Raw genomic sequence first — 24,974 nt, 5'->3', positions numbered from 1 at the left:
ACTCTCTCAACGCTAAAAATGACTAAGGCCGCCAACGCGGCCTTAGGTTTAGATTGGCTTAGAAGCCACCCCAAAGTGTTGCGATAGTGCCTGCAAGTAACGCGTAGCCAAGGGCAACAGGCATAGTTTTACGGATGATTTCAGATTCTCTACCCGCCATACCCACAACGGTCGCAGCTGCCACTACGTTCATTACGCACATCATATTACCGGCGTTAGCACCGATACCTTGTAGTGCTAATACCAATGTATGGTTCATGCCAATATTGTCCGCCACGCTGTATTGCAGGCTGGAGAACATCATGTTGGAGAAGGTGGCCGAGCCTGACAGGAAGGCTCCAAAAATCCCCACAATCGGTGCCATCCATGCCCAAACTGCGCCCATAGATTGGCCTAACATATCGGCTAAGGCGACGGGCATAGACGCAAGACCTGCACCATTAACACCTGAGTTTAAGAAGATTTTCACCATAGGCACGGATGCGCCTAATGAAATGATAGTCGGTAACATAGACTTGCATGAAACGCCGATGGATTGCTTAATCGCAGGGCTTTTCATCTTGAACAGGAAGAAACCTAAGATACACACGGCCACGAAGAAGGCGCCAGGAGCATATAAGGTTGCAAAACTGGCTTTAAGCTCTGTGCCCATTAGGCCAGTCCAGCTGATGTTGAAACTGGATAACCAGGCTTTGAGTGGTGCTACGGTGCGTGAAAGCACTAATAGCGCAGCCATGATGATATAAGGTGTCCAAGCGGCAATTTGTGAGAACTTAGCAGTTGTCTCAATTTTTGCACCTTCTTGGCTATCATTTTCGGCAAAGTCATTCCAAGGGGTTTTGGGTAATAGGTAGCCTTTACGGGCAACAGGGATGACTAAGGCCATACCGACCAATGAACCGATAACAGATGGGAATTCAGGACCCGCTAAGTAGTTGATAATCCATGCTGGAACGGTAAAGGCAAGACCAGCGAAAATCGCAAATTTCCAAATCGCTAAACCTTCTTTAAAAGACTTATTGCGACCGAAGAATCCTGTCAGTATGGTCACCATGACCAGTGGAATTAAGGTACCTGTGATTAAGTCGATAGTGATCATATGCATCACGATAAAGCGAGCATAACCAACGTAGCTACCGCCATGGGCTGCAAACTGCTCAGCTGCTAAGCTCACACCACCTTGAGTTAAACCTTGCTCCATACCAAATAGCACGGGTAAACCAATCGCACCGAAGGATACGCAGGCCGAGTCGGCAATCAAGGCCACAACAGCTGCGGCAACTGGGGGAACGCCCAGTAATACCAGCAGCGGCGCACCAATCGCGGCGGGCGTCCCAAAGCCCGCACTACCTTCGATAAAGGCTCCGAATAACCAACAGATGATGATCACCTGCACACGGGCGTCGGCACTGATGTTCGTGAAGCCTGCGCGGATGGTATCCATTGCCCCTGAGTATTTCAGGGTATTGAGCAGGAATACCGCGCCGAAGATGATGGTTAATGGCGTGATGGCTGACAGCAGTCCTTCGAGAACCGATGCGGCTAATAGTGTGGTATCCATTTGCCAAATAAACACGGCGGCCAGCGCTGTGATTATCATGGAAATGGGCATAGCTTTGGACGCTGGCATTCTGAGTAATACGAGAAAGATCATTACACTGATTACTGGCGTCAAGCTGGCGAGGAGTTGAAGTATTGTCATGCTTGCCTCTACATAAAGTGGTCTGTCTTATTATTTATATTTGGATCTTACTAGTGTTTTCCTGTCAGACTCTCCGACTGATAAATCAGCAGGTTTCACTGCCAATACCATGAGTCACAACATTCTGTGGTGTGTACTAGACGCTATTCGGGGCTTAACTAATATGATCTAGATCATTTTGGCTGCTGTATAGAATGCTAATTTACAGTGCTGCGGGAGGCTTCTCTCATGGGATTTTCTTAACTGTGATCCATATCACTTGAAGGTGGTTTTTTATATTTCGATATTGAGATGTTTCGCTAATTTCTATTCCTTAAGGTTATAAAAATCGACATATTCACTAAATTAGCTATCAGTATTGCAATTAACTGATCCATTTATTTCATTAATGAGCACTTAATGGATTTTTAAGACAATATTAAGATGTGACTTATATCTCGCTTTGGAGTGAGTTGAAAAATCACTAAGTTAGATATTATTTATTAACAGTATGAATAAATAGTTTTTTATTGGGTTTTACACCGCGAGGGATTATGAGGGATGGATCACGTTTTAGTAATAGCTAAATTTCGCGTGATGAATATCACTTAATGAAATTTGTTTTAATCTGAAATTTAATAACGGTTAATAAAGCAGTTTACAGTCATGCAGCCGCAACACTCCATTCTGTTAACAACTGCCGTTGGCCATTATCTTTTGCTACTTAACCATGTAAGTGATGTAAGCGATGTAAGCTTTGATGGCGTTTTAGGCCTTATTATCCAGCAGATTAAAACAGCTTACTGCCCCAGCCGAGTTTACTGCGTAAGACATGGAAGTAGTTATGGCCTTTAGGGTGGATCAGCCTGAGTTGCTCGGAGCTGCGGCGCACTATGATTTCATCGCCGGGCAATACTGCTAAATGCACGTGGCCATCGCAGCTTACCTCTAAATTCTCACCATTTTCAGGGGAAACGACCATTTTAATGGTGCTGCAGGCATCGACCACAATCGGGCGACACGACAGTGTGTGCGGAAACATGGGCACTAAGATTAATGCCTGTAAATTGGGGGTAAGAATGGCGCCACCCGCCGATAGGGCATAGGCGGTTGAGCCTGTTGGCGTTGAGACTATCATGCCGTCGGCGCGTTGGCTGTACATGAATTGATTGTCTATATAGACTTCAAATTCAATCATATGGGCGATTTTACCCGGATGAAGTACTGCTTCATTCACTGCGGTATTACTCGCTTTTAACATGCCATGGCGATAGACCTCGGCCTCGAGTAAAAAGCGGTGTTCGGTATCAAATTCCCCATCGAGCACTTTGGCTAGCGCTTCTTCAAAGGCATCGGGCGGTAAATCCGTTAAAAAGCCCAAGTTGCCACGGTTTACCCCAATCACGCCCACATCGAAGCGGGCCAGCACTCTGGCGGCGCCCAGCATATTGCCATCACCCCCCACGACTATGGCTAAATCGCAGCGAGCGCCAATCTCTAATAAATCGACCGCGACGATATTGGTCCCTAACTCACTGGCAACGCGCTCTTCCACGAGGACTTCATACCCTTGCACCGTCAGCCAGTGATGCAGACGTTTGAGGGTTTGATTTGTCCCTGGGTGGTGTGGCTTGCCAATCAGGCCAATGGTGTGGAACTTTGTGGTCATATTTATGCTAGATCTGGCCTTAGGCCTTGAAACGTCAAAATTGATCCCCATAATATGCCCAGAGTATTTAGAAACAAAGCATTTTTAGCTGGAGTGAAAATGAGCAACGAGTCGATTAAAGCAGAACAGGATCTGATCCAAGAGGGTGTAGAGTCTGAAGTTTCTACCGAAGAAGCGAGTCTGATTGACGAGCTTACCCAAGCCAATTTCCGTATTGAAGAGCTGGAACAGTTACTCGCTGACGCTTTGGCGAAAGTTGAAGAGCAAAAAGATTCAGTTATCCGTGCTGCTGCCGAAGTAGACAACATTCGCCGCCGTGCTGCGATGGATGTGGAAAAGGCGAACAAGTTTGCATTGGAAAAATTCGCCAACGAATTACTGCCAGTGTTAGACAATATGGAACGTGCGCTGCAAGGTACTAATCCGCAGGATGAAACTACCAAAGCGCTGTTCGAAGGTGTTGAGCTCACGCAAAAGAGTTTCTTGACCGCCGTGGCTAAGTTTGGGGTAAAACCTATCGATCCACAGGGGCAAGCCTTCAACCCTGACCAACATCAAGCCATTGGTATGCAGCCAAGCGCTGAGTATCCAGCCAATACTGTGATGTTAGTGATGCAAAAGGGTTATGAGCTAAACAGCCGTTTACTGCGTCCAGCCATGGTGATGGTGTCACAGGGCGGCCCTAGCCAAGAGTCAGCTTCAATCAACATTGAAGCCTAAGCTAACGCGCTGAGCGTTAAGTAATAAAAAGGACTGCAAATGCAGTCCTTTTTATTTGTCTGTTTTTTGCCTGCTAATCGCAATTCATCACGCTTTGCACTGTTGCTGGGAGCTAGGCTCCCATCAACACTCAATCGGCAAGAAAGGCATTAATTTGCGCTAACATACCTTCGGCATCGAGTTGTAAATCATGGGTCACTTCTTCTGGAGAGCCATGTTTAATAAACTCATCGGGTAGGCCGATTTGCAGCACAGGTTTAGGCATTTTAAGCTTTTGCAGCAGTTCTAATACACCAGAGCCTGCGCCGCCCATAATGGCGTTTTCTTCTACTGTGACGATCACATCGTGGGTTTGCGCCATCTCTTTGACTAAATCCACATCTAACGGCTTCACAAAGCGCATATCGACGACGGTGGCGTCTAAGCTTTCTGCGGCGGTTAAGGCGGCGGCTAAGGTGGTACCAAAGTTCAGCATGGCGATACCTTTGCCTAAACGCTTAATTACGCCTTTACCAATTGGCAGCGCCGTCATGGCTTCTACCTGAGTCGCGCCTGTGGCGCTGCCCCTTGGATAACGCACAGCGCTCGGGCCTGCATCATAGCAATAACCGGTATAGAGCATTTGGCGACATTCATTTTCATCCGATGGCGCCATGATCACCATATTCGGGATGCAGCGCATAAAGCTTAAATCGAATGCCCCTTGGTGGGTTGGGCCGTCGGCACCGACGATACCGCCACGGTCAATGGCGAACAATACAGGTAAACGTTGTAGTGCCACATCGTGGATCAGTTGATCGTAACCCCGTTGCAGGAAGGTCGAGTAAATGGCGACCACAGGCTTAAAGCCTTCACAGGCAAATCCGGCCCCTAAGGTCACCGCATGTTGCTCGGCAATGGCGGCATCGAAATATTGTTTCGGGAAGCGTTGTGAGAACTCCACCATGCCCGAACCTTCACGCATAGCAGGGGTAATGCCTAAGACTTTTTCGTCCTGCTCGGCTATATCACATAACCATTTGCCAAACACTTGGGAGAAGGTTGGCAGTCCTGGCTTAGTGGCTGGCTTCTTAAACTGTGATGGATCAAATTTAGGTACCGCGTGCCAACCGATAGGATCTTTCTCGGCGGGCTCATAACCACGGCCTTTTTTGGTCATGATGTGCAGTACTTGTGGGCCCTTTAGAGAGCGCATATTGCGCAGGGTTTCCACTAGGGCATCGACATCGTGGCCATCGATGGGGCCGATATAGTTAAAGCCTAACTCTTCAAACAGGGTGCCTGGTACAACCATGCCCTTGAGGTGTTCTTCGGTGCGCTTGGCCATCTCTTTGATGACCGGCATGCCCTTGAGCACTTTCTTGCTGCTTTCACGAATGGTGGTGTAGAGACGGCCTGACATCAGTTGCGCTAAATGATTGTTGAGCGCGCCGACGTTTTCTGAAATCGACATTTCGTTATCGTTCAGCACCATCAGCATATCGTTGTGCAAATCACCCGCGTGATTCATGGCCTCGAACACCATACCGCCCGTCATGGCGCCATCGCCAATCACGGCGACCACTTTGCGGCCAGCCTGTTCTTTTTCGGCGGCAACGGCCATGGCTAATGCGGCACTGATGGATGTGCCTGAATGCCCCACGCTAAAGGTGTCGTATTCACTTTCTTCCCGCCAAGGGAAAGGGTGTAAGCCGTTCTTTTGCCTAATGGTGTGCATTCTGTCGCGGCGACCGGTGAGGATTTTATGGGGATAGGCTTGGTGGCCAACGTCCCAAATCAAACGATCAAACGGGGTGTTATAGACATAATGCAGGGCGACAGTCAGTTCGACCGTGCCGAGTCCAGAGGCAAAATGTCCGCTGGACATGCCAACGGACTTAAGAAGAAACTCCCGCAACTCATCGGCCAATTGAGGTAACAGGGCCTGAGGAAGCTGGCGGAGTTCATTAGGAGTGTTGGCCTGAGCCAACACGGGAAACTGTGAAATGTCCAAACTCATAGCGAGATACTTCGTCTCTTATTATATTCTTCGCTCAATGATATAGCGGGCGAAGTCTGCGATTAACTGGCTATTGTATGGCAATTTAGCCAGCGCTGATAGTGCCTCTTGGATCAGTTGCGCGGCGGTGTCTTTGGCGCCTTGCAGTCCAAGTAGTTGCGGAAAAGTACTCTTGTTGGACTCGGCGTCAGAGCCTTGGGGTTTGCCGAGTTCTTCCGTGGTGGCAATGATGTCCAGAATATCGTCTTGCACTTGGAAGGCAAGTCCTACCGCATGGGCAAATTCCATCATAGTCTGATATTCATCTTTTGGCGCATTAGCGGCGATCAGGGCTAACTCAACGGCGCAGCTGATAAGGGCGCCCGTTTTCATATTATGCAGTTGAGTTAAGGCCTTAAGGTCGATGAGCTTATCAGTTGAGGCTAAGTCAATCGCTTGGCCGCCACACATACCACGGTAACCCGAGGCTTTCGCCAGCGCTCTCACCATGGCGATATGCTGCTCGCTGCTGATCCCCGGCACGGCTTCGGTAACAATTTCAAAGGCTAAGGTTTGCAGTGCATCCCCAGCAAGGATGGCGGTGGCTTCATCGAAGGCGATATGCACTGTGGGCTGACCACGACGAAGGTCGTCATCGTCCATGGCGGGTAAATCGTCATGAATTAACGAATAAGCATGAATACACTCAATGGCGGCGGCGCTGGCGTCGAGCTTTTCAAGCGGCACGCCAAACATTTGCCCCACACTGTAAACCAAGAAGGGACGGATACGCTTACCGCCTAATAGCGCGCCGTGGGTCATGGCGGCCTTTAATTGCGGCGCAGTGTCTTCGAGTGTGCTGAAACGTTGTTTTAATTGGTCATCAACCCGTAGTTGATATTCTTTTATTGCATTGACTAACACGCTTATTCGCCCTCAACGGCATAGGGAGAGAGGGGCGCATTTTCATCCTGCTTGAGTAAAATGGCCACTTTTTGCTGAGCTTGCTCGAGTTTTGCTTGGCTGTTACGCACCAGATTGATGCCACGTTCAAATTGTTTTAACGCATCATCCAGAGAGACATCGCCCTGTTCTAATTCGGCAACGATGCGCTCGAGTTCACCAAGGGATTCTTCAAAACTGAGATTTTCGGGTTTCTTCGCCACGTTAATAATTCCTTTGAAAGAGCGGACACAAGGTATATCAGGGCGACTCAAGGGTCAAATTCAGTCGACGGATATTTGCTCAATAGCACGCTTTGTTGCTGAATTTTTTTCAGAAAATAGAAATTGTCGCTAAACTTGCTTAGTGCTTGTCCGATAAATGACAATAATAGCATTATGCTTTTAATCATCCTTTGACATCATAGAGTAAGGCTCAGGTTAAAACCAAAGTGTAATCCCTATGCGGATGACATTTTGTGTTATTTTGCGAATAGAGTCAGTATCATGTCGTTTATACCGAATATTGAGGAGCCGTTGTGGATTTAGCTACAGTTATAGGACTAGTCGGGGGCTTTGGTTTTATCCTTTGGGCTATGATGACCAGCGGCGGCCTGGCAATCTTTATCGACGTACCCTCAGTGTTTATCGTATTCGGTGGTTCATTCTTCGTCGTAATGATGAAATTCAATCTCAAACAGTTTTTGGGCGCGGTAAAAATCGCCGTCAAAGCCTTTATGTTTAAGATTGATAAGCCTGAAGATCTTATCGAACAATCCGTGACTATGGCGGACGCCGCCCGTAAAGGCGGATTCCTTGCCCTTGAAGAAGCGCAAATTTCCAATAGTTTTATGCAAAAAGCCGTCGATATGTTGGTCGATGGTCACGATGGTGAAGTGGTGCGCGCCGCACTTGAAAAAGACATTGCCCTCACCGAAGAGCGCCATCGCAACGGCATTGCGATTTTTAGGGCATTTGGTGACGTCGGCCCCGCGATGGGGATGATTGGTACCTTAGTGGGCTTGGTGGCCATGTTATCCAACATGTCGGATCCTAAATCGATTGGTCCTTCGATGGCGGTGGCCTTGTTAACGACTCTGTACGGCGCCGTGGTCGCGAACATGGTGTGTATCCCCATTGCCGATAAACTCACCCTACGCATGGGTGAAGAAATGCTGAACCGCAACCTGATTATGGACGCGGTATTAGCCATTCAAGATGGTCAAAACCCGCGGGTGATTGAAGGTTTCTTGAAGAATTATCTTGCTGAAAAACAGCGGAAAATCGATACAACGGACGGAGAGTAGCCCATGGCTAAGTGCAACTGTCCACCGCCCGGAGCGCCGCTCTGGTTGGCAACATTTGCCGATTTGATGTCCCTCTTGATGTGTTTCTTCGTGCTGCTGCTGTCATTCTCCGAAATGGACGTGATGAAGTTTAAGCAGATCGCAGGCTCGATGAAGTATGCCTTCGGGGTGCAAAATAAGGTCGAAGTCAAAGACATTCCTAAGGGGACGTCTGTGATTGCATTGGAGTTTCGTCCTGGCCGTCCCGATCCCACGCCGATTGAAATCATTAACCAACAAACCAACGAAATGACCGAACCCGTATTGGATTATCAAGCGGGCGAAGACGATAGCGCGGGTGGTGTGCAGCAGCAAAATGGTTCGCAGCGGGGCGGTGAAGCCTCGGCGACGGCCCAAGAAACGGCGGATGCGGTCAAAGCGGAAGCCGCAGCGGCGCAGGATAAAATCAATCAGCAAGTGAAGAAAATGGCACAGGAGCTCAATAATGAGATCACCGATGGGGCGATCGAAATTGAGTCACTTGGGCAGCAAATCATTATCCGTATCCGCGAGAAGGGCTCATTTGCCTCGGGATCGGGCTTCCTGCAGCCGCGATTTAAACCTGTGGTGCGCTCGGTCGGTGAATTGCTAAAAGATGTGCCGGGGATTATCACGGTATCGGGTTACACAGATGATATGCAGATAAGCGATGAGCTCTACAGCTCGAACTGGGATCTCTCGAGCAAACGCGCTGTGGCGGTGGCCGATGTGCTGCTGCAAGTGAAAGGCTTCGATCCTAAGCGGATGAAAGTGGTCGGTATGGCGTCGAATAATCCAATCGTGCCCAATGACTCACCTGAAAACCGCGCACGAAATCGTCGAGTTGAGATTGCCATTGAACAGGGTAAAGCCAAAGAATCCGAAGAGATTCAAGTAGGTAAATAGCTTTTAAACCAAATCAGTGATTCGATAAAAACGCCGTGACTTGCTCACGGCTTTTTTATTTGTGATTTTTTGACTATAAGTTCAACTGTGCATAAGCGCACGCCACGAGCAGTCCGAGTGTTGAAACAGGTGCGCCAATCGCCGTGAGTTTGTTATAATCCGGCGATTATTCTTTTAACCAATTTTGCTGTTTACAAAATTGCCCGCGGAAATCCCATGAAGTTTATTGTAAAGCTGTACCCAGAAATCATGATGAAGAGCAAGCCCGTGCGCATGCGCTTCACCAAAATGCTTGAAACCAACATCCGTAACGTGCTCAAAAAAGTTGATGAAGATGCCAAAGTGCAACGTCAATGGGACCGTATTTGGGTAAAGGTGCCAAATGATAAACCTGAATTAGCTCAGGCCTTTGGTGAGCGTTTAGCCTGTATTCCTGGGATCGCCCATGTGGTGCAAGTGGATGAATACAGCTTTACCTCAGTCGACGATATCTACCAGCAAGTCTTACCCGTTTACCGTGACCAAATTGCCGGTAAAACCTTCTGTGTGCGCGTTAAACGCACAGGCTCACACGATTTTAACTCTATCGAAGTCGAGCGTTATGTCGGTGGCGGTTTAAACCAGTTTACCGATGCGATTGGCGTGCGTTTGAAGAACCCAGAAGTGACAGTTAACCTCGAAATCGAGGGTGATAAACTGTATATGGTGACTAAGCGTATCGAAGGCTTAGGCGGCTTTCCTATGGCGACGCAGGAAGATGTATTGTCTTTGATTTCGGGCGGTTTTGACTCAGGCGTGTCGAGCTACCAATTTATTAAGAAGGGCGCTCGTACCCATTACTGTTTCTTCAACCTCGGTGGCGCGCAGCATGAAATTGGCGTGAAACAAGTCGCTTACCATTTGTGGAAAACCTATGGTGAATCCCACAAGGTGAAGTTTGTGTCTGTGCCGTTCGAGCCTGTGGTGGCTGAGATTTTAGAGAAAATCGACAACGGTCAAATGGGCGTGGTGCTCAAGCGTATGATGATGCGCACCGCGGCGCGTATTGCCGAGCGTATGGGCATTCAGGCGATTGTGACAGGTGAGAGTTTAGGCCAAGTATCGAGCCAAACCTTGACCAACTTAAACGTGATTGACCGCTGCACCGATATGCTGATCCTGCGCCCGCTGATCGCCATGGACAAGCAGGACATCATCAACGAATGTCGCCGTATCGGCACCGAAGATTTTGCTAAATCTATGCCCGAATATTGCGGTGTGATTTCGCAAAAGCCAACCGTTAAGGCGGTACTGGCCAAGGTTGAGGCTGAGGAGACCAAATTCTCTGAGGACTTGATTGACCGTATCGTTGAGCAGGCCGTGGCCATTGATATCAGGGAGATAGCAGAACAAATGAATACGCGTATCACTGAAACTGAAACCGTTGTTGCTATCGACACCAATGAAGTGGTGATTGATATTCGCGCCCCAGAGGAAGAAGAGAATAAGCCGCTGGAGATTGAAGGCGTGGAAATCAAGCGCATTCCTTTCTTCAAATTAGCGACTCAGTTTGCCGATCTCGATAAGCAGAAGACTTACCTGCTGTACTGCGAGCGTGGGGTGATGAGTAAATTACAAGCGCTATACCTGATTGAACAAGGTTATCACAATGTTAAGGTTTACCGCCCTTAAGCGATAGCCAGTAAAACGCGAGCTAAGGCCAAACATCAACTTTGGCCTTAATGCGTATGAATTGGGGCCTCGATGCGCCAATAAGCAGGTAAACGAATACAAAAAAGCCGCATTGGAATGCGGCTTTTATTTTACTGATAAGCTGTGCAATTTATTCGGTCTTGACCACTTGCTGGGCCGGTAACACGTCATCGGCAAGCAATAAGGTTGGATCCTGCAGCGCTTCTTCATGCATTTTCTCCATCGTCGCAGTCAGTTCGGCATTGATGCTTGCCTGTAAATCACTGGTGTCGATGATAATTTCTGCATCGATAACATTTGCGCTGACATTGGCACTGAGTGCGCTGACTAACACTAACGCAAAAGCAGATTTTAAATTGAACATAGTCGCCTCCGGGCTGACAAAGTATTGCTGTCAGACATTCCCATCACCCGTTCGAGATTGTCCAACTCATGTGTTTCGTTGGCGCAAAATTTAATCAAAAACGCTGGCCTTTACAAACGATTAAATGTAACAATGCGGATTAGAAAAACTAATTAAAAATTGAGATAGAGATCACTATGTCAAGACGCTTACCACCACTGAATGCGGTTAAAGCATTTGAGGCCGCCGCACGGCATTTGAGCTTTACTCGAGCGGCTGAAGAATTGTTTGTGACTCAGGCTGCGGTGAGTCACCAAATTAAGGCGCTGGAAGATTTTCTCGGATTAAAATTATTTCGTCGAAAGAATCGTTCGCTGCTACTGACCGAAGAAGGCCAGAGCTATTTTCTCGATATTAAAGATATCTTCACCCAACTGGCGGATGCGACCGACAGGCTACTTGCACGGAGCGCCATTGGTTCGTTGACCGTGAGCATGTCGCCAAGCTTTGCTATTCAGTGGCTGGTGCCGCGCCTGTCGAAGTTTAGTGAAAAAAATCCCGATATTGACGTACGAATTAAGGCGGTAGACACAGAGGCTAGCTCCTTAACCGACGATGTCGACGTCGCCATTTATTATGGTTTAGGCAATTGGCCAGGGCTTCGCGCCGATAAACTCCGTAATGAAGTGCTGATCCCCGTATGTTCGCCCATGCTGTTAAATGGCCCTAAGCCCTTGTCTAAGCCGGAAGATTTAAAACACCACACGCTGCTGCACGATATGAGCCGTCACGATTGGCAGGCTTGGTTTAGACAATGTGGCATTCACGATATCAACGTCAACCAAGGGCCGATTTTTAGTCACTCTTCCCTCGTTTTGCAGGCGGCAGCCCATGGCCAAGGTGTGGCCTTAGGTTATAGCGTACTCGCTCGCCCCGATATTAAGGCGGGGCGACTGGTGTGCCCATTCCAAGAAGTGTTAGTGAGCAAAGATGCTTATTACCTCGTCTGCCAACAGAACCATGCCGAGCTGGGTAAAGTGGTCGCGTTTCGTGAGTGGATGTTAGATATGTTTGCCGAGGAGTCACGCAGTGAGTTGTTGCCCGGATAATCCCTTGGTTAACGAGGATGTTGCGTCAAGTGCCTATGTGTTAGAAGGCGAGCCCTCAGACACCTTGATTTTATTTGCCCACGGCGCGGGGGCGAATCGAGACTCAGATTTTATGTGCCAAATGGCCGCAGGTCTTGTCGCAGAGGGTTTTCAAGTGATGCGCTTTAACTTTCCCTACATGCAGGCCAATGCCCTAGATGGTAAAAAGCGCCCGCCTGACAGAGCGCCAAAGCTGCTCACCTGTTTTAGTGAGATGCTCGATGTGGCGCATGCTCAGCCTGAGGTTAAGCGTGTGGTCTTGATGGGCAAATCCATGGGTGGACGCATGGCGGCGTTACTGGCCTGCGATAGCGCGCAAGCCAGCCGTATTGATAGGGTCATTTGCTTAGGTTATCCCTTTATTCCACTTAAGGGTGGTGAACCTAGGTTAGAACCTCTAAACGACTGCCAAGTGCCTGTGTTAGTGCTACAGGGTGAGCGGGATAAGTTTGGTTCTCAGGTGCAGATCCCCACTTGGCCGCTTAACAGTAATATTCAAATTGAATACTTAGCCGATGGGGATCATAGTTTTGTCCCAAGAAAGTCGTCAGGCACGACCGAAGCGGCTAATCTTGCATTGGCTGTTGATTTATCAGCAAAATTTATTGGCTAGTGCTTATTCTTAATATGGCCTAAAGCGCTCAGGCGTTACTGCTAGAGCGTCGTCTGTTGTAAAGCCTATTGGTTTTTGGAGGTAAAAATGCGTAAAGGATTGTTGTTACTCGCCGCGGTAAGCGGATTTTTTGCGGTTGCGCTAGGTGCCTTTGGTGCTCATGGACTCAAGGCTGTCGCGCCGCCTGAGCTGATTGATGTGTTTAATCTAGGCGTGCAATATCATTTCTATCATACCTTTGCGCTGATTGCCGTGGCCTTTGCCGGGCAGTGGTTAACCTCACGTTTGCTGGATTGGGCGGCGTATTTGTTTATTGCTGGCATAGTGCTGTTTTCTGGCTCGCTCTACGGTTTAGCACTGGTCGGTAGCAAATGGTTAGGCCCTATTACCCCAATGGGCGGTGGCTGTTTCCTCTTAGGTTGGTTATTGCTGGCTGCGGCCGTATGGCGCCATAAAGTGGTGGATGGTAACGAGTCATAATACTTGTGTGGCGCAGCCACTGCGCTGTGCGTTCACACTGCCAATCACACAAAAGCCCGATAGCAAATCGGGCTTTTGTGCATTGAAATTGCTATACTGGCGCCCAAATCGATAGTCGGCCATGTTTATGGCTTGGATTTCTTAAGGATCTCCATGAAAAACCTATTTTTATTTTGCCGTGCAGGCTATGAGAAAGAATGCGCAGCAGAAATCCAACAGCGAGCCGCCGAGCTCAATGTGGGTGGCTTTGTTAAGGCCAACAACAACGATGCCTACGTGGTATATCAATGTTTTGAAGAAGACGGCGGCGATACCTTAGTGAAGCAACTGCCGTTAGATTCACTGATTTTTGCCCGTCAGATGTTTGCCGCAAGCGAGCTGTTGGCGGATTTACCTGAGTCTGATCGTGTCAGTCCGATTGTGGCGGCGCTCGGTGAGGTGAGTAAAGCGGGTGAGCTGAGGGTTGAAACCCCTGATACCAACGAAGCGAAAGAGCTGTCGGCATTTTGCCGTAAGTTTACCGTACCTTTGCGCCAGCATTTGAAAAAATCCGGCAGTTTACTCGCGCAAGAAAATCCTAAGCGTCCGATTATCCACGTGTGTTTTATCGGCCCAGGTCGTGCCTACGTAGGTTATTCCTTCAGTAACAACAGCTCACCCTATTTTATGGGGATCCCGCGCCTGAAAATGGCTGCCGATGCGCCGAGCCGCTCAAGCTTGAAACTCGATGAAGCCTTCGCGCAGTTTGTGCCTAAAGAAGAGCAAGAAGTGCGGGTTCGCAGCGGCATGAACGCAGTGGACTTAGGCGCTTGCCCAGGCGGCTGGACATATCAGTTAGTGCGTCGTGGCATGATGGTCTCCGCAGTCGATAATGGCCCTATGAACGAAAAGCTGATGGAAACCGGACAAGTGAAACATTTCCGCGAGGATGGTTTCCGCTTCGAGCCACAGCGTAAAAACATTTATTGGTTAGTGTGTGACATGGTTGAAAAACCCGCGCGCGTGGCTGAGCTGATTGAAGCTTGGGCCATCAATGGCTGGTTTAAAGAAGCGATTTTCAACCTCAAACTGCCGATGAAGAGCCGTTATAAAGAAGTGATGGCAATTTTGAATACCATGCAGGAAATCCTCAAGGAAAACGGCATCAACGAATTCCAGTTACAGTGTAAGCATTTATACCATGACCGTGATGAAGTGACTGTGCACCTGTGGATTAGACCGAGCCAGGCTTGGAACTAATCAGCGGTTTTTAGCGTTCTGTTAGTGAGTGAAGCCCCAAGTCATGTCTGGGGCTTTTTATTTGGCAGTTCTGCAAGATTGCGGCTATAAAAAAACGCACCCTAGGGTGCGTTTTTTGTTTCGCGCAAAGCGATTATGACAGACGGTCAAGCACCGCTTGAGTGAAGTCAGTCGTACCGTGGGTGCCGCCTAAATCGCGAGTAGTACGGTCGCCTTCTTCAATCACTGCCGATACGGCTTTACGGATCAGATCGGCTTTATCGGCCATGCCTAAGTATTCCAGCATTTGGATAGAGGCTAAGATCACAGATGTTGGGTTCGCGAGATTTTTACCTGCGATATCTGGCGCACTGCCGTGAACCGCTTCGAAAATCGCTGCGTCACGGCCAATGTTGGCACCAGGAGCCATACCTAAACCACCGACTAAACCAGCACACAGATCCGACAGAATGTCACCAAACAGGTTGGTGGTTACGATGACGTCGAAGTTTTCTGGGTTCATCACTAACTTCATGCAAGTCGCATCGACAATCATTTCTTCGGTTTTGATGTCTGGGTAGCGTTGGCTCACTTCACGGGCCACTTTCAGGAACAGACCTGAAGTTGACTTCATGATGTTTGCTTTGTGCACGATAGTGACTTTCTTACGGTTTTCTTTGCGGGCCAGTTCATAGGCGAATGTCGCGATCTGCTCAGCACCTTGGCGAGTGACGATACTGGTTGCTTCAGCTGTGGTGCCGTCTTCAGAAACTTTTTGACCGTGGCCAGAGTACATGCCTTCGGTGTTTTCACGCACTGTGATGATATCAATGTTTTCATAACGGGCTTGAGTGCCTTTGAAAGACAACACTGGACGTACGTTAGCGTACAGGCCGAATTTCTTACGTAATGTCACGTTGATAGAGGTGAAACCTTCGCCGACCGGTGTAGTTAGCGGGCCTTTCAGGGTGATGCGGTTTTTTTCGATCAGTTCTAAAGTACGCTGCGGAAGTAGTTCACCCTGCTTCTCGAGAGCAGTTAAGCCGGCATCGGCAAATTCATATTCAAAATCACAACCTGCTTTATCAAGAATTTTTAAGGCTGAATCAATAATACTTGGGCCAATTCCATCACCTGGAATTACGGTTATCGTTCTTTTTGACATGGAGAAGTCCTTCCACGGTTCGTCGTTACTGCAATTGTCCGACCCGGGATTAGCCGGGTAACATGACTATGAATTTGGTGTTTTTTCTCCCCATTATTTTAACCGTCTTTGGTCAAACTTCACAGGAAATAGTGAGCAATATCACGATTTTTTATCGGGTATAACTTGTAAAAATACTGGGTTATAACGATGATGGAGGACCAATGGTTAAAAAAGTCTACTTTAGTCTAACAACTACATAAAAGAGGAAGACATTGAAGTTATTACCTATCACATCGCTAGTGCTTTTATCCCTCGGAATACTGCCCAATGCTCATGCAGAAACCAGCACTAAACCGCTTACCCTGACCGACATTATGCATTTTGAGTCCCTCGAGAAGCCCGTTATCGCTGACAATGGTCAAGTGTTGGCAGTCGAGGTGGCGCCGGATCGTGGCGATAGCCATGGTTTAATTAAAAATCTGCAAACAGGAAAAGACTTTCAGATTGAAGGCGGCTCAGACCCTATCGTGAGTCACACTGGCCGTTATGTGGCGATGGCCGTTAAGCCTAGCTTGCTTAAAGTCGAAACCAGTGATGCTAAGGCCAAGAAAAAGCTCAAAGCCGATATGGTGCTGCTCGATACCCAAACCGGTACGCAAACCAAATTTGAACGGGTAAAGGAATTTGTCTTTAGCGACGATGGCGCGCATTTAGCCATTTGGTTTGAAGCCGACGAAGAGGCCAAGAAAGACGCCAAAGAGAAAACTGAAGGCGCCGATGATAAGCCCAAAGCCGAGAAGGTGAAGGTCGATAAGTTCGACCAAGGCCGTCGTTTGAGTTTAGTGAATTTGTCTTCGCCATCGCAGCGGGTGGATCTGGAGCATGTGACCGCCTATCAGTTTGATAAAGACAGTCGCCGCTTGGCTGTTGCGGTCAATGATATCGAGGCGAAACAACATCAACTGCAACTGATTGATTTGAAAGACTACAAAAAATCAACGGCATTTGAATCTCAAACTCAACAAATTGGTGCGGTTTCACTGTCGAAAAATGGTCGCTGGCTGGCCTTTACCCAAGGGGATGCTAGTGAATTACCCTATGGCCGCAGCTATCAGTTAAGCCTAGTCGATATCGCTTCGGGCAAAGTTCGCCCCGTGCCAAACACCAAAGAGTGGACGTTAAACCGTTACGCCAGTTTAAACTTCTCCCTAGACAGTGAGCGACTCTTCTTTGGTCGCGTGCCCGAGGTGAGCCAGCAGCTCAGCCTGAAGAAAATCGCAGAAGAAAAAGACCTTTACGACAAAGAGATAGTCACAGGTCAACGTGGGCTTAAGGTCTGGCATGGGGACGATCCACGGATTAAACCCCATGAAATCAAGCAATATGATAAAGAGCAAAAGCGCACTTATTTAGCCGTGCTGCATTTAGGTTCAAACAATGTAGTGCAGCTTGGCGATAAAACGGTGCCGGATGTGACTCTGTCACAGCATAAGCGTTATATGCTGGCCAGCTCAGACTTACCCTATCTCAAGATGATCACTTGGGCGGGCTTTTATCAAGACTATTACTTGGTGGATATCAACACGGGTCGCAAGTTACCGCTGTTAACCCAACAACCAAGCGATGCTGAGCCGAGCTTATCGGGCGACGGTAAATATGTGGCCTATTATCAGCAAGGTAATGTGTATTTATATGATATTGCCGAAGGTCGTCGCACCAATCTGACCAAGTCTTTAAAGGTGAGTTTTGCCGATGAAGACCATGATTATCCCTCCAATGCGCCGGGTTATGGTTTTGGCCCTTGGCTGAAGGACGACGCAGGTTTCCTCGTCTACGACAAATACGATGTGTGGCAGTTTAATACCGCATCGAAAAGCGGATTTGCCTTAACCGCAGGGCAGGGACGCGCTCAAAAAATTCAATATCGTGTTGAAGGTTTAGTCGATAATCCCGATGAGCCAACCACACTAGCTTACAACGCCACTGTGCTACTGCATGGTTACAGCGACAAGACTAAAGCCGATGGTTTTTATCAAGCGACCTTAGGCGAAGCGGGCGTTAAGACTTTGATGGAAGGCGAGTATAAGCTAACTGTGCTTGGGCGCAGTAAAGATACGGATACCTTAGTGTTCTCTAAGGAGCGCTTCGATCTGTTCCCTGACTTGTATACCGCTAGCTATCAGACCCCACAAAATGCCGTGAAGCAAACCGATTTAGACAAGCAACGCCAAGCCTTTAATTGGAGCCAAGCCGAATTAGTGCATTGGACCAATGGCGATGGCAAGCCGCTCAATGGCGTGTTGATTAAACCGACTAACTATCAAGCGGGCGAGCGTTATCCTGTGCTGGTTTACTACTATCGCTTTATGACTGACAGACTGCATGCCTTCCCGCAAATGAAGGTTAACCACAGACCAAACTTCGCTTGGTATGTGAATAACGGTTATGCGGTATTCTTGCCGGATATTCGTTTCGAGATCGGTTACCCCGGCGCCAGTTCGGTTCAAGCGCTGACCTCGGGTGTGCAAAAGCTTATCGGCATGGGCGTTGCCGATGCTAACGCCATTGGTTTACAAGGGCATTCTTGGAGCGGTTATCAAACGGCGTTTGCCATCACTCAAACCAAGATGTTTAAAGCCGCGGTAGCTGGTGCCCCAGTGGCTAACATGACCAGTGCTTACAGCGGTATTCGCCATGGCACTGGGCTTGCGCGCCAATTCCAATACGAAACGGGCCAAAGCCGCATAGGTGAAAGCCTCTTCGCTGCACCGCAAAAGTATATTGAGAACTCGCCAGTATTCTATGCCGATCGCATTCAAACGCCGCTGATGATCATGTTTGGCGATAAAGACGATGCGGTGCCTTGGGAGCAAGGCGTTGAAATGTACTTGGCGATGCGCCGTGCGGGTAAAGATGTGGTGTTTTTACAATATGAAGATGAACCCCATCATCTGAAGAAATACCCTAATAAGCTCGATTACAGCATTCGGATGATGGAATATTTCGACCATTATCTTAAAGGTAAACCCGCGCCAGCCTGGCTAAGCCAAGGCGAAGCCTATGTCGAATATAAAGCCGATGATGAGTAACCGTCTGTTTTAGGTTTATCTATAAAAAAACGCCACCGTAAGGTGGCGTTTTTTTATGGGAATAAAGGACCAAAGCGAGCGAGTTTTTACTCTAATAAGTTGCTTTCGGATTAAGATATCTATTGAGTAACGTCTTAAACACTCGCTGGTTTAAGTTTGTGACTTGTTGGAGCCCAAAAGATCACAGCTTTACCAAGCCCACTTGTTTTTATTGGTTATGTGTTGGTATTAGCACTGCCATAAAAAACTTGCAGAACCATTACAACGGCAGACGAACGAATACGCCACCCCACCTCCGCCAAAATTCATTTCTGTTTCCCAGTTTGGTCCTTGTTCTAGTTGAGCGACAAATTCCATTGGTTCATTACATGCAGTGCAATTGGGTGTTTCATCACCTTGAATCCATGCGGGTTCACCGGAAATTTGACCTAATACCTCTCGAGGGCTAACGCCATTTTCTTCCGCCCATTCTCTTCTTGCTGCTTCGTAGTCATCTCCATCGACCGATACTACCTGAGCTGAGTGTGCTGTATCTCGAAGCGTTTTGCCTTCAGATGGGACTTGGACAAATTCAAGGTCAAATGGTTTTATTACGATTACAGCGTTGCCGCCGCCATCAGCATCCGAATCGTCGCACATTCCAGGATCGTTTTGGCACATAAAAATTTGATGTAATTCTTCTTCAACCGAGATTTTCGCCAAAAATTGCATTGGAAGGTTACAGCAAGCACAAGTCGGCCAGTGAAAATCTTCACCTTTATTCTTAACTGGTTTTCCACCAAAAGAGGTTTCGCTCATTTCGGCCAAATCAGATTTATTTATCAATAGGTTAATCATATTAATTACTTCCGTTGTATAAATTACGCTTGAATAACGCCGAGCCACTAAACGGCTTCGGCTTGAATGAGTTATTAGGCCCCATCTGGAGAATGGGCAGACAAGAGTCTCTCGACGTCCCGAGCGCTAATGCTAGCGCCGTTGAACACAAGATATGGGCTGCTCTCCAAAAGAGAGGGGACCTCAGCACGCCAAGCTCGGTGCAGGGATAATTCATGTGCTGCAAAGCCCAGCTTGTCATCGAGGAAGAACTCAAGTTTGCAGATCTCATCGCGGCGGGATCAAGCTCCGACACCTGTCGTACAGGGTAAGCGGCGTTCTTATGTATCCATTCAACGTCGATGTGTTCCATGGGGCCTAACATGTGATTAGTGCACGTTTACTTTGTTAGATCAGTAAAAGTACACAATTAACCATTTGTATATAAAGAACTTATCAGTTTCCCCTTTAATAAACCATCCTGAAACGCACATCCTCGTTTTCGAAATCGATTAACTAAAACCAACGCTTAAATAATTAATTGATTCCAAATGTTTTTATTTGTTAGCGGTTGAGTTGATATGCACTAACCTTGGCCTAAAATCACTCAAAAGTATCTAAATTCGAATACGACTGTATACCTTGCATGGTAAGTAGCCGTGCGATAGTTGTTGCAGATGCCGCCATCGACCCTGTAGGGATGATTCTTGTTAAATAAATCGGCAGCTTGTCACAGGGGAAGTAATGGCAATGAATCGGTATTACATTGCCATTTGGGGATATTGTTTAAACGCTCACGATATTTAGCTTAGGGATGATAGTTATACCAGAGCTAAATCAATTTTTGCTTGAGCTTTCGGCTTCTTTGGCGGTGCGGCTGACGATATCGATGCCGGCTTCGAGGTACTGTTTATAGGTATCATCGCCCCATGCCACGAGTTTATCGTCTTTAAAAATTAGTGGGGTGCATTCTTCTTTGGTGGTCACGCCATCGGATTTTTCATGGTGTGTACGATAAAAGAGCACTTGTAGTTGGCCATCTTTAAGGGATTTGGCTTCTGTAAAATCTGCCTTGCCAAAGAGGCTTTTGACGGTGGAAATGTCCTGTCCTAGGGTTAACTCATTTAATTTCTGGCTGTTATAGACTTGTCTATCTTCCCAATCCATTTCATCCGGGGTGGGCTCATATACCAGCACCACAACAGCGACGAAGGCGACATACGCGGCAAATATACTGCCAATAATGACCGAAGTTTTTGATTTCATTGAATCTAATTCCTTTGCATATCCAATGTACTATCTGGCAAGTCAATAAAATACGCCTTTGATGGCCTAACGTAAACGGCTTTATTGCAACTTAGTGTTAACAAGGTGCGTTAATCGAGCTGCGGCGTATTGGCGGGGCCATTGACCCTAAAATCCTTGAGGTTGATGTTTAAGGGCAAATCGATTTGCAATTGGGCTAATTTATAACTGAGGCGAGCCATATCTCGTCCTTCGGCCAGCTTCTTAGCTTGTTTCGCGCCAAGATTGGGCAGAGAAGAAAACAGCGCAGCTAAGGTTCTGAAGGTTCGCAGCAACTCAGCCGCTGATTTGGGGCCTATGCCTGCGATGCCGGGGATTTTATTACCGCTATCACCCGCCAGCGCCATTAAATCAAGAAATTGGCTACGATCGACTCCGAGCTTTTGCTCAAGCTCTGTGATGTTGAGGTATTGCTGATTAAAATGATCCCATTGACTGATACGCGGATGATTGAGTTGGCTAAAGCCTTTATCGGTCGACACGATAACGGCTTCACCTTGGGCTTTGGCGGTTTTCATCGCAAGGGTGGCGATAACATCATCGGCTTCGGCGGCGGCATAAATTGATTGGATTTGTACGCTTTTAAGGTGTTCCTGCAGTGCAGGTAAGCCCGCGGCCAGAGGCTCGGGCATAGGTTTACGGCCCTTTTTATAATCGGGATAAAGCTGCTTTCGCCAAGACATCTCATCACCATCCCAGACGATAGTGACATGGGTTGGGTGGTGAATGCGCAGCAGTTTAGTGCAGGCGACACTCACACGCTCCGTTAAACTGTCCATATCGTTCTCATCTGGGATCGCCGCATAAATCCGGCGAACTAAGTTGAGACCATCGATAATTAAAAACTTATTCATTGGCGGTTATTGTTTTACTTCACTATTTGATAGCAGGGAATATAAGCGCTTCCCGGCAGTTTCATCCTATGTTGGGCGACAAAGGCCCCCAGCAAATTGTCCATCAGCTCCATTAAATGTGGGTCCCCTTTTATGTGGAAGGGGCCTAAGTGCTCAATCTGCTTGATGGTGTCTGATTTTACATTACCCGCCACGATACCCGAAAACGCTTTGCGTAAATTAGCGGCTAATTCCGCTTTATTAGCTTGAAAATGTAAATCTAAGTTAGCCATCACCTCATGACTGGGGATAAACGGCAGTTGGAACTCGGGTTCTATCTTCAGTCCCCATTGATATTGATAGGCATCACCGGTGGCGCGGCGATGGTTTTTCACTTGTTCCATGCCTTGCTTCATCACTCGGGCGACTTCGGCGGGATTGTCTATGATGATTTGATATTTTTGCTGCGCCTCGGCTCCTAAGGTGGCGGCGATAAACTCATCAATTTTAATAAAATAATCCGCGCTCTCACTGGGACCCGTCAGTACCAGTGGGAAGGGGGTTTCCTGATTTTCTTTATTGAGCAAAATCCCCAGAATATACAGTAGCTCTTCGGCGGTACCCGCGCCGCCGGGGAAGATAATAATGCCATGGCCTAAGCGCACGAAGGCTTCGAGGCGTTTTTCGATATCGGGCAAAATCACCAGCTCGTTCACAATTTGGTTAGGCGGCTCGGCGGCAATAATACTCGGCTCAGTAAGACCAATATAGCGGGCATTTTTAATCCGTTGTTTCGCATGTCCAATGGCGGCGCCCTTCATTGGGCCTTCCATCGCGCCTGGGCCACAGCCAGTGCAAATATCGAGTTCCCTTAGGCCGAGCTGATAACCCACCTCGCGGGTGTATTGGTATTCGACGGCATTAATACTGTGGCCGCCCCAGCAGACGACCACATTGGGGTCTTTCATCGGTGCGATGGCGCGGGCGTTACGCAAAATATCGAACACTACGTTTGTAATGTGGCTGGCGTTGGTCAGATTGATATGTTTAAGGGTGTCGTACTTGTCGCTGATATAAAGGATATCCCGCAACACTGAAAACAAGTGTTCTTGGATCCCCGTGATAATTTGGCCATCGACAAAGGCTTGTTCTGGGGGATTGATAAGCTCTAGCTTAACCCCACGTTCACGTTGCAACACATTGATATCGAAGCTCTGGTATTGCTCGAAAAGTGCTTTAGAGTTGTCGGTCTTAAGGCCTGCGGCGAGTACGGCGAGTGAGCAGTTACGATACAGTTGATATAGGGCGCTCTTGGCGCTTTTTTTGAGGCGATCAACTTCGAGTTGTGAAAGCTGATCCATGCTGCCCTTTGGGCTGACTTTTACTATCATTTATCACTCCTTCGTCTCGACAGGAGTGATAAGAGGCGACGTATAGGCTGACTTTGTTATACGTCAATCACAACCCTGTCTCTGCTTTCATGTTTTGCTTTGTAGAGTGCTGCATCGGCGCGCTCGAAGGTTTCATGTATGAGCTCATTCCCCATAACCTGCGCAGCCCCTATAGATACTGTAACTGTAATTCGCTGATTTTTAAATTTAAATGGAATATTTTTTACTTTTTCACGGACTCTGTTTAAAAGTTGAGCAATATCACCGCCGTCAATTTCAGGCAGGATGAGCACAAACTCTTCGCCGCCGTAACGAGCAACAAACTCGGTATCCCGTAGGGAATTCTTTAATGCCATGGCGATAACCTGCAGGGTTTTATCGCCCGTGCTGTGACCAAAGCTGTCGTTGATGCTCTTGAAATGGTCGATGTCTGCTACTGCAATCCACAGCGGTGTTCTGTGGCGTTGGTAATTGCGATACTCAAGCTCCATGCGCTCTTCGAGGGCGGCACGGTTAGGCAGTTGAGTTAAGCTATCCAATAGATTGAGTTTTTGTTGCTCGAATAACCGTTCTTTATAGGTATTCGCTTCGCTACTGAGCTCATTCAGTTCTTTGCGCATGGTCTCCATTGATTTGCGCAGCAGGGCCTGCTCACGCTGCTCTAATGCTTCTTTACGGGCGAGGGCGGAGCGAATCGAGCTAAGCTGTTCGGTTAATTGCGCTTTAAGGTCGACAATATCGTCGGTGTCGATAATGGCTTCACCTACGTTATCCACGCGCGAGTTAATTTCCCGATTTAACTGAGTCTTCAGTTGGAAGCTGCGCTGATTGTGATTGTAGGATTCACTCACCACTTCACGCACCGCGGCTAAGGCATCGTTTAGCGCGTATAAAAATTCTTGCGAGGCCGATTTTTCGCGGGCGATATTATCGAGCAGCAGGGATAAAATCGTTTGATAGGCTTCGAGCAGGGTGTCGATTTCGACTTCCGAAGCCAGTAGCTCTTTAATGACCAGCACTTGGTCGCGTTGATCTTTACGGAACTCAATCTCCGAGATCATCTGCGCCAATTCGTGGGCGAGCTGCCTGTGTTTAGGCAACACATCGAGTTTTTCGGCTTCTTCAAATTGCTGCTGCAAAATGGTGTCATAGAAACCAATGATTTGTTTTACTTTAGGAATATATTCCCACACCGTGTGGAAAGGTTTGGCGAGATCCTGCTTAAAGTAATTAACTTCTTTTTTGAGTTTATCTGGCGCTGAGTTTACCCGTTGGATTTGGCGAATGACTTGCGCAAGCCCAGTACGGCTCTCTTCAAGTTGTACCATCACATGGTGGTATTGACCCTTTAATAGGCGTTCAACATCGACTAATTCCGGCAACGCTTCATCGACTCGCTCAAAGGTATTCAAGTTATGGCGAAGTTTAGCGAGTTTATTATCCAGTTCTAAATTCTGACCTTTGCAGGCAAGACTTAAATGGCCAATAAATTGGAGTAAGGTTTGTAACTTAGCATTTCTATCTTCATTGACTTCATCGAGTGCCAACTTGGCAGAGTGAAGTTTCTGTTGGAGTAATGCCAGTTGTGAAACTGTCGTGTTGGAATCCTTCATCCGGAGTATTTTCCTAACTCAGCAGGGCTAAAAAGCATGACGTCCTCTGTCTAGATTAGCAGTTAA

Annotated in this window: 21 protein-coding genes; 9 read left to right on the top strand and 12 right to left on the bottom strand. The window is 47.8% G+C overall.

Going from position 1 to position 24,974, the window contains the following annotated elements; all coding sequences use genetic code 11:
* Nucleotides 1-58: 58 nt before the first annotated feature.
* Together K0H59_RS14650 and nadK are read right to left on the bottom strand one after the other, a co-directional pair.
* Nucleotides 59-1,702, bottom strand: a complete 1,644-nt coding sequence (locus tag K0H59_RS14650; protein ID WP_220053534.1) for an L-lactate permease — start codon at nt 1,700-1,702, stop codon at nt 59-61.
* Between the two features lie 769 nt (nt 1,703-2,471).
* Nucleotides 2,472-3,350: an NAD(+) kinase gene (gene nadK / locus K0H59_RS14645; RefSeq protein ID WP_084789193.1), complete on the bottom strand. Its 879-nt coding sequence runs from the start codon at nt 3,348-3,350 to the stop codon at nt 2,472-2,474.
* Between the two features lie 99 nt (nt 3,351-3,449).
* On the opposite strand from nadK, the gene grpE reads away from it, so the two are divergent.
* Entirely contained in the window at nt 3,450-4,070 is a 621-nt protein-coding gene (gene grpE / locus K0H59_RS14640; RefSeq protein ID WP_011717765.1) for a nucleotide exchange factor GrpE, read from the top strand.
* A 130-nt stretch (nt 4,071-4,200) separates the two neighbouring features.
* Here grpE and dxs read toward each other — a convergent pair whose 3' ends face one another.
* Genes dxs through xseB form a run of 3 tightly spaced genes read right to left on the bottom strand, consistent with a single transcriptional unit; the run spans nt 4,201 to nt 7,214 of the window.
* Complete coding sequence (gene dxs, locus K0H59_RS14635) at nt 4,201-6,069, bottom strand: 1-deoxy-D-xylulose-5-phosphate synthase (protein WP_220053533.1); 1,869 nt, start codon at nt 6,067-6,069, stop codon at nt 4,201-4,203.
* Between the two features lie 21 nt (nt 6,070-6,090).
* Complete coding sequence (gene ispA / locus K0H59_RS14630) at nt 6,091-6,972, bottom strand: (2E,6E)-farnesyl diphosphate synthase (RefSeq protein ID WP_011717763.1); 882 nt, start codon at nt 6,970-6,972, stop codon at nt 6,091-6,093.
* Nucleotides 6,973-6,974: 2 nt separating this feature from the next.
* Nucleotides 6,975-7,214 carry an exodeoxyribonuclease VII small subunit gene (gene xseB, locus K0H59_RS14625; RefSeq protein ID WP_011623480.1) on the bottom strand — a complete coding sequence of 80 codons (240 nt, stop codon included), beginning with the start codon at nt 7,212-7,214 and terminating at the stop codon, nt 6,975-6,977.
* Nucleotides 7,215-7,528: 314 nt separating this feature from the next.
* Between xseB and pomA the strand changes: the two genes are divergently transcribed.
* The 3 genes from pomA (at nt 7,529) to thiI (ending at nt 10,891) form a co-directional block, all read left to right on the top strand.
* A complete protein-coding gene (gene pomA, locus K0H59_RS14620; RefSeq protein ID WP_011717762.1) occupies nt 7,529-8,296 on the top strand; it encodes a flagellar motor protein PomA in 768 nt (255 codons plus the stop codon).
* Nucleotides 8,297-8,299: 3 nt separating this feature from the next.
* Nucleotides 8,300-9,220, top strand: coding sequence for a flagellar motor protein MotB (locus K0H59_RS14615; protein WP_011623478.1), 921 nt, complete (start codon nt 8,300-8,302; stop codon nt 9,218-9,220).
* 216 nt (nt 9,221-9,436) lie between these two features.
* Entirely contained in the window at nt 9,437-10,891 is a 1,455-nt protein-coding gene (gene thiI / locus K0H59_RS14610) for a tRNA uracil 4-sulfurtransferase ThiI (RefSeq protein WP_011717761.1), read from the top strand.
* 151 nt (nt 10,892-11,042) lie between these two features.
* Here thiI and K0H59_RS14605 read toward each other — a convergent pair whose 3' ends face one another.
* Entirely contained in the window at nt 11,043-11,276 is a 234-nt protein-coding gene (locus K0H59_RS14605; protein ID WP_088210590.1) for a hypothetical protein, read from the bottom strand.
* A 176-nt stretch (nt 11,277-11,452) separates the two neighbouring features.
* Between K0H59_RS14605 and K0H59_RS14600 the strand changes: the two genes are divergently transcribed.
* The 4 genes from K0H59_RS14600 to rlmM all read left to right on the top strand — a co-directional run bounded on the left by K0H59_RS14600 (nt 11,453) and on the right by rlmM (nt 14,735).
* Nucleotides 11,453-12,364 (top strand): transcriptional regulator GcvA, encoded by a 912-nt coding sequence (locus K0H59_RS14600; RefSeq protein ID WP_023268106.1) that lies wholly within the window; start codon nt 11,453-11,455, stop codon nt 12,362-12,364.
* Nucleotides 12,345-13,016 (top strand): alpha/beta fold hydrolase, encoded by a 672-nt coding sequence (locus tag K0H59_RS14595; RefSeq protein WP_220053532.1) that lies wholly within the window; start codon nt 12,345-12,347, stop codon nt 13,014-13,016. Before K0H59_RS14600 ends, K0H59_RS14595 begins: the two co-directional genes overlap by 20 nt.
* Nucleotides 13,017-13,103: 87 nt before the next feature.
* Complete coding sequence (locus K0H59_RS14590; RefSeq protein WP_220053531.1) at nt 13,104-13,496, top strand: DUF423 domain-containing protein; 393 nt, start codon at nt 13,104-13,106, stop codon at nt 13,494-13,496.
* Nucleotides 13,497-13,649: 153 nt separating this feature from the next.
* Nucleotides 13,650-14,735: a 23S rRNA (cytidine(2498)-2'-O)-methyltransferase RlmM gene (rlmM, locus tag K0H59_RS14585; RefSeq protein ID WP_220053530.1), complete on the top strand. Its 1,086-nt coding sequence runs from the start codon at nt 13,650-13,652 to the stop codon at nt 14,733-14,735.
* Between the two features lie 133 nt (nt 14,736-14,868).
* Here rlmM and K0H59_RS14580 read toward each other — a convergent pair whose 3' ends face one another.
* Nucleotides 14,869-15,879: an isocitrate dehydrogenase gene (locus tag K0H59_RS14580; RefSeq protein WP_011717756.1), complete on the bottom strand. Its 1,011-nt coding sequence runs from the start codon at nt 15,877-15,879 to the stop codon at nt 14,869-14,871.
* A 254-nt stretch (nt 15,880-16,133) separates the two neighbouring features.
* Here K0H59_RS14580 and K0H59_RS14575 point away from each other — a divergent pair, with 254 nt between their 5' ends.
* Nucleotides 16,134-18,950 (top strand): prolyl oligopeptidase family serine peptidase, encoded by a 2,817-nt coding sequence (locus K0H59_RS14575; protein ID WP_220053529.1) that lies wholly within the window; start codon nt 16,134-16,136, stop codon nt 18,948-18,950.
* Between the two features lie 228 nt (nt 18,951-19,178).
* Here the strand turns inward: K0H59_RS14575 and K0H59_RS14570 are convergent, their stop codons facing one another.
* The 5 genes from K0H59_RS14570 to K0H59_RS14550 form a co-directional block, all read right to left on the bottom strand.
* Nucleotides 19,179-19,787, bottom strand: coding sequence for a hypothetical protein (locus K0H59_RS14570; protein WP_088210593.1), 609 nt, complete (start codon nt 19,785-19,787; stop codon nt 19,179-19,181).
* Nucleotides 19,788-20,603: 816 nt separating this feature from the next.
* Nucleotides 20,604-21,032, bottom strand: coding sequence for a DUF3192 domain-containing protein (locus tag K0H59_RS14565; protein ID WP_220053528.1), 429 nt, complete (start codon nt 21,030-21,032; stop codon nt 20,604-20,606).
* A gap of 110 nt (nt 21,033-21,142) precedes the next feature.
* A complete protein-coding gene (xni, locus tag K0H59_RS14560; protein WP_220053527.1) occupies nt 21,143-21,925 on the bottom strand; it encodes a flap endonuclease Xni in 783 nt (260 codons plus the stop codon).
* A gap of 14 nt (nt 21,926-21,939) precedes the next feature.
* The gene (gene ppnN, locus K0H59_RS14555; protein ID WP_220053526.1) at nt 21,940-23,295 is read right to left on the bottom strand and encodes a nucleotide 5'-monophosphate nucleosidase PpnN; all 1,356 of its coding nucleotides are present in this window, start codon (nt 23,293-23,295) and stop codon (nt 21,940-21,942) included.
* A gap of 56 nt (nt 23,296-23,351) precedes the next feature.
* Nucleotides 23,352-24,908 (bottom strand): GGDEF domain-containing protein, encoded by a 1,557-nt coding sequence (locus tag K0H59_RS14550; protein ID WP_011717750.1) that lies wholly within the window; start codon nt 24,906-24,908, stop codon nt 23,352-23,354.
* Between the last annotated feature and the right edge of the window lie 66 nt (nt 24,909-24,974).

The sequence above is a fragment of the Shewanella sp. FJAT-51649 genome, from assembly GCF_019457435.1.
Lineage (GTDB): Bacteria > Pseudomonadota > Gammaproteobacteria > Enterobacterales > Shewanellaceae > Shewanella > Shewanella mangrovisoli.
This window is presented reverse-complemented; position numbering and strand designations above follow the sequence as displayed.

Excerpts from the sequence above, each read along its gene's own strand:
- K0H59_RS14650 (WP_220053534.1), bottom strand. The coding sequence starts at position 1,702 with ATGACAATACTTCAACTCCTCGCCAGCTTGACGCCAGTAATCAGTGTA.
- nadK (WP_084789193.1), bottom strand. The coding sequence starts at position 3,350 with ATGACCACAAAGTTCCACACCATTGGCCTGATTGGCAAGCCACACCAC.
- grpE (WP_011717765.1), top strand. The coding sequence starts at position 3,450 with ATGAGCAACGAGTCGATTAAAGCAGAACAGGATCTGATCCAAGAGGGT.
- dxs (WP_220053533.1), bottom strand. The coding sequence starts at position 6,069 with ATGAGTTTGGACATTTCACAGTTTCCCGTGTTGGCTCAGGCCAACACT.
- K0H59_RS14615 (WP_011623478.1), top strand. The coding sequence starts at position 8,300 with ATGGCTAAGTGCAACTGTCCACCGCCCGGAGCGCCGCTCTGGTTGGCA.
- thiI (WP_011717761.1), top strand. The coding sequence starts at position 9,437 with ATGAAGTTTATTGTAAAGCTGTACCCAGAAATCATGATGAAGAGCAAG.
- K0H59_RS14605 (WP_088210590.1), bottom strand. The coding sequence starts at position 11,276 with ATGTTCAATTTAAAATCTGCTTTTGCGTTAGTGTTAGTCAGCGCACTC.
- K0H59_RS14600 (WP_023268106.1), top strand. The coding sequence starts at position 11,453 with ATGTCAAGACGCTTACCACCACTGAATGCGGTTAAAGCATTTGAGGCC.
- K0H59_RS14590 (WP_220053531.1), top strand. The coding sequence starts at position 13,104 with ATGCGTAAAGGATTGTTGTTACTCGCCGCGGTAAGCGGATTTTTTGCG.
- rlmM (WP_220053530.1), top strand. The coding sequence starts at position 13,650 with ATGAAAAACCTATTTTTATTTTGCCGTGCAGGCTATGAGAAAGAATGC.
- K0H59_RS14580 (WP_011717756.1), bottom strand. The coding sequence starts at position 15,879 with ATGTCAAAAAGAACGATAACCGTAATTCCAGGTGATGGAATTGGCCCA.
- K0H59_RS14570 (WP_088210593.1), bottom strand. The coding sequence starts at position 19,787 with ATGATTAACCTATTGATAAATAAATCTGATTTGGCCGAAATGAGCGAA.
- K0H59_RS14565 (WP_220053528.1), bottom strand. The coding sequence starts at position 21,032 with ATGAAATCAAAAACTTCGGTCATTATTGGCAGTATATTTGCCGCGTAT.
- xni (WP_220053527.1), bottom strand. The coding sequence starts at position 21,925 with ATGAATAAGTTTTTAATTATCGATGGTCTCAACTTAGTTCGCCGGATT.
- ppnN (WP_220053526.1), bottom strand. The coding sequence starts at position 23,295 with ATGATAGTAAAAGTCAGCCCAAAGGGCAGCATGGATCAGCTTTCACAA.
- K0H59_RS14550 (WP_011717750.1), bottom strand. The coding sequence starts at position 24,908 with ATGAAGGATTCCAACACGACAGTTTCACAACTGGCATTACTCCAACAG.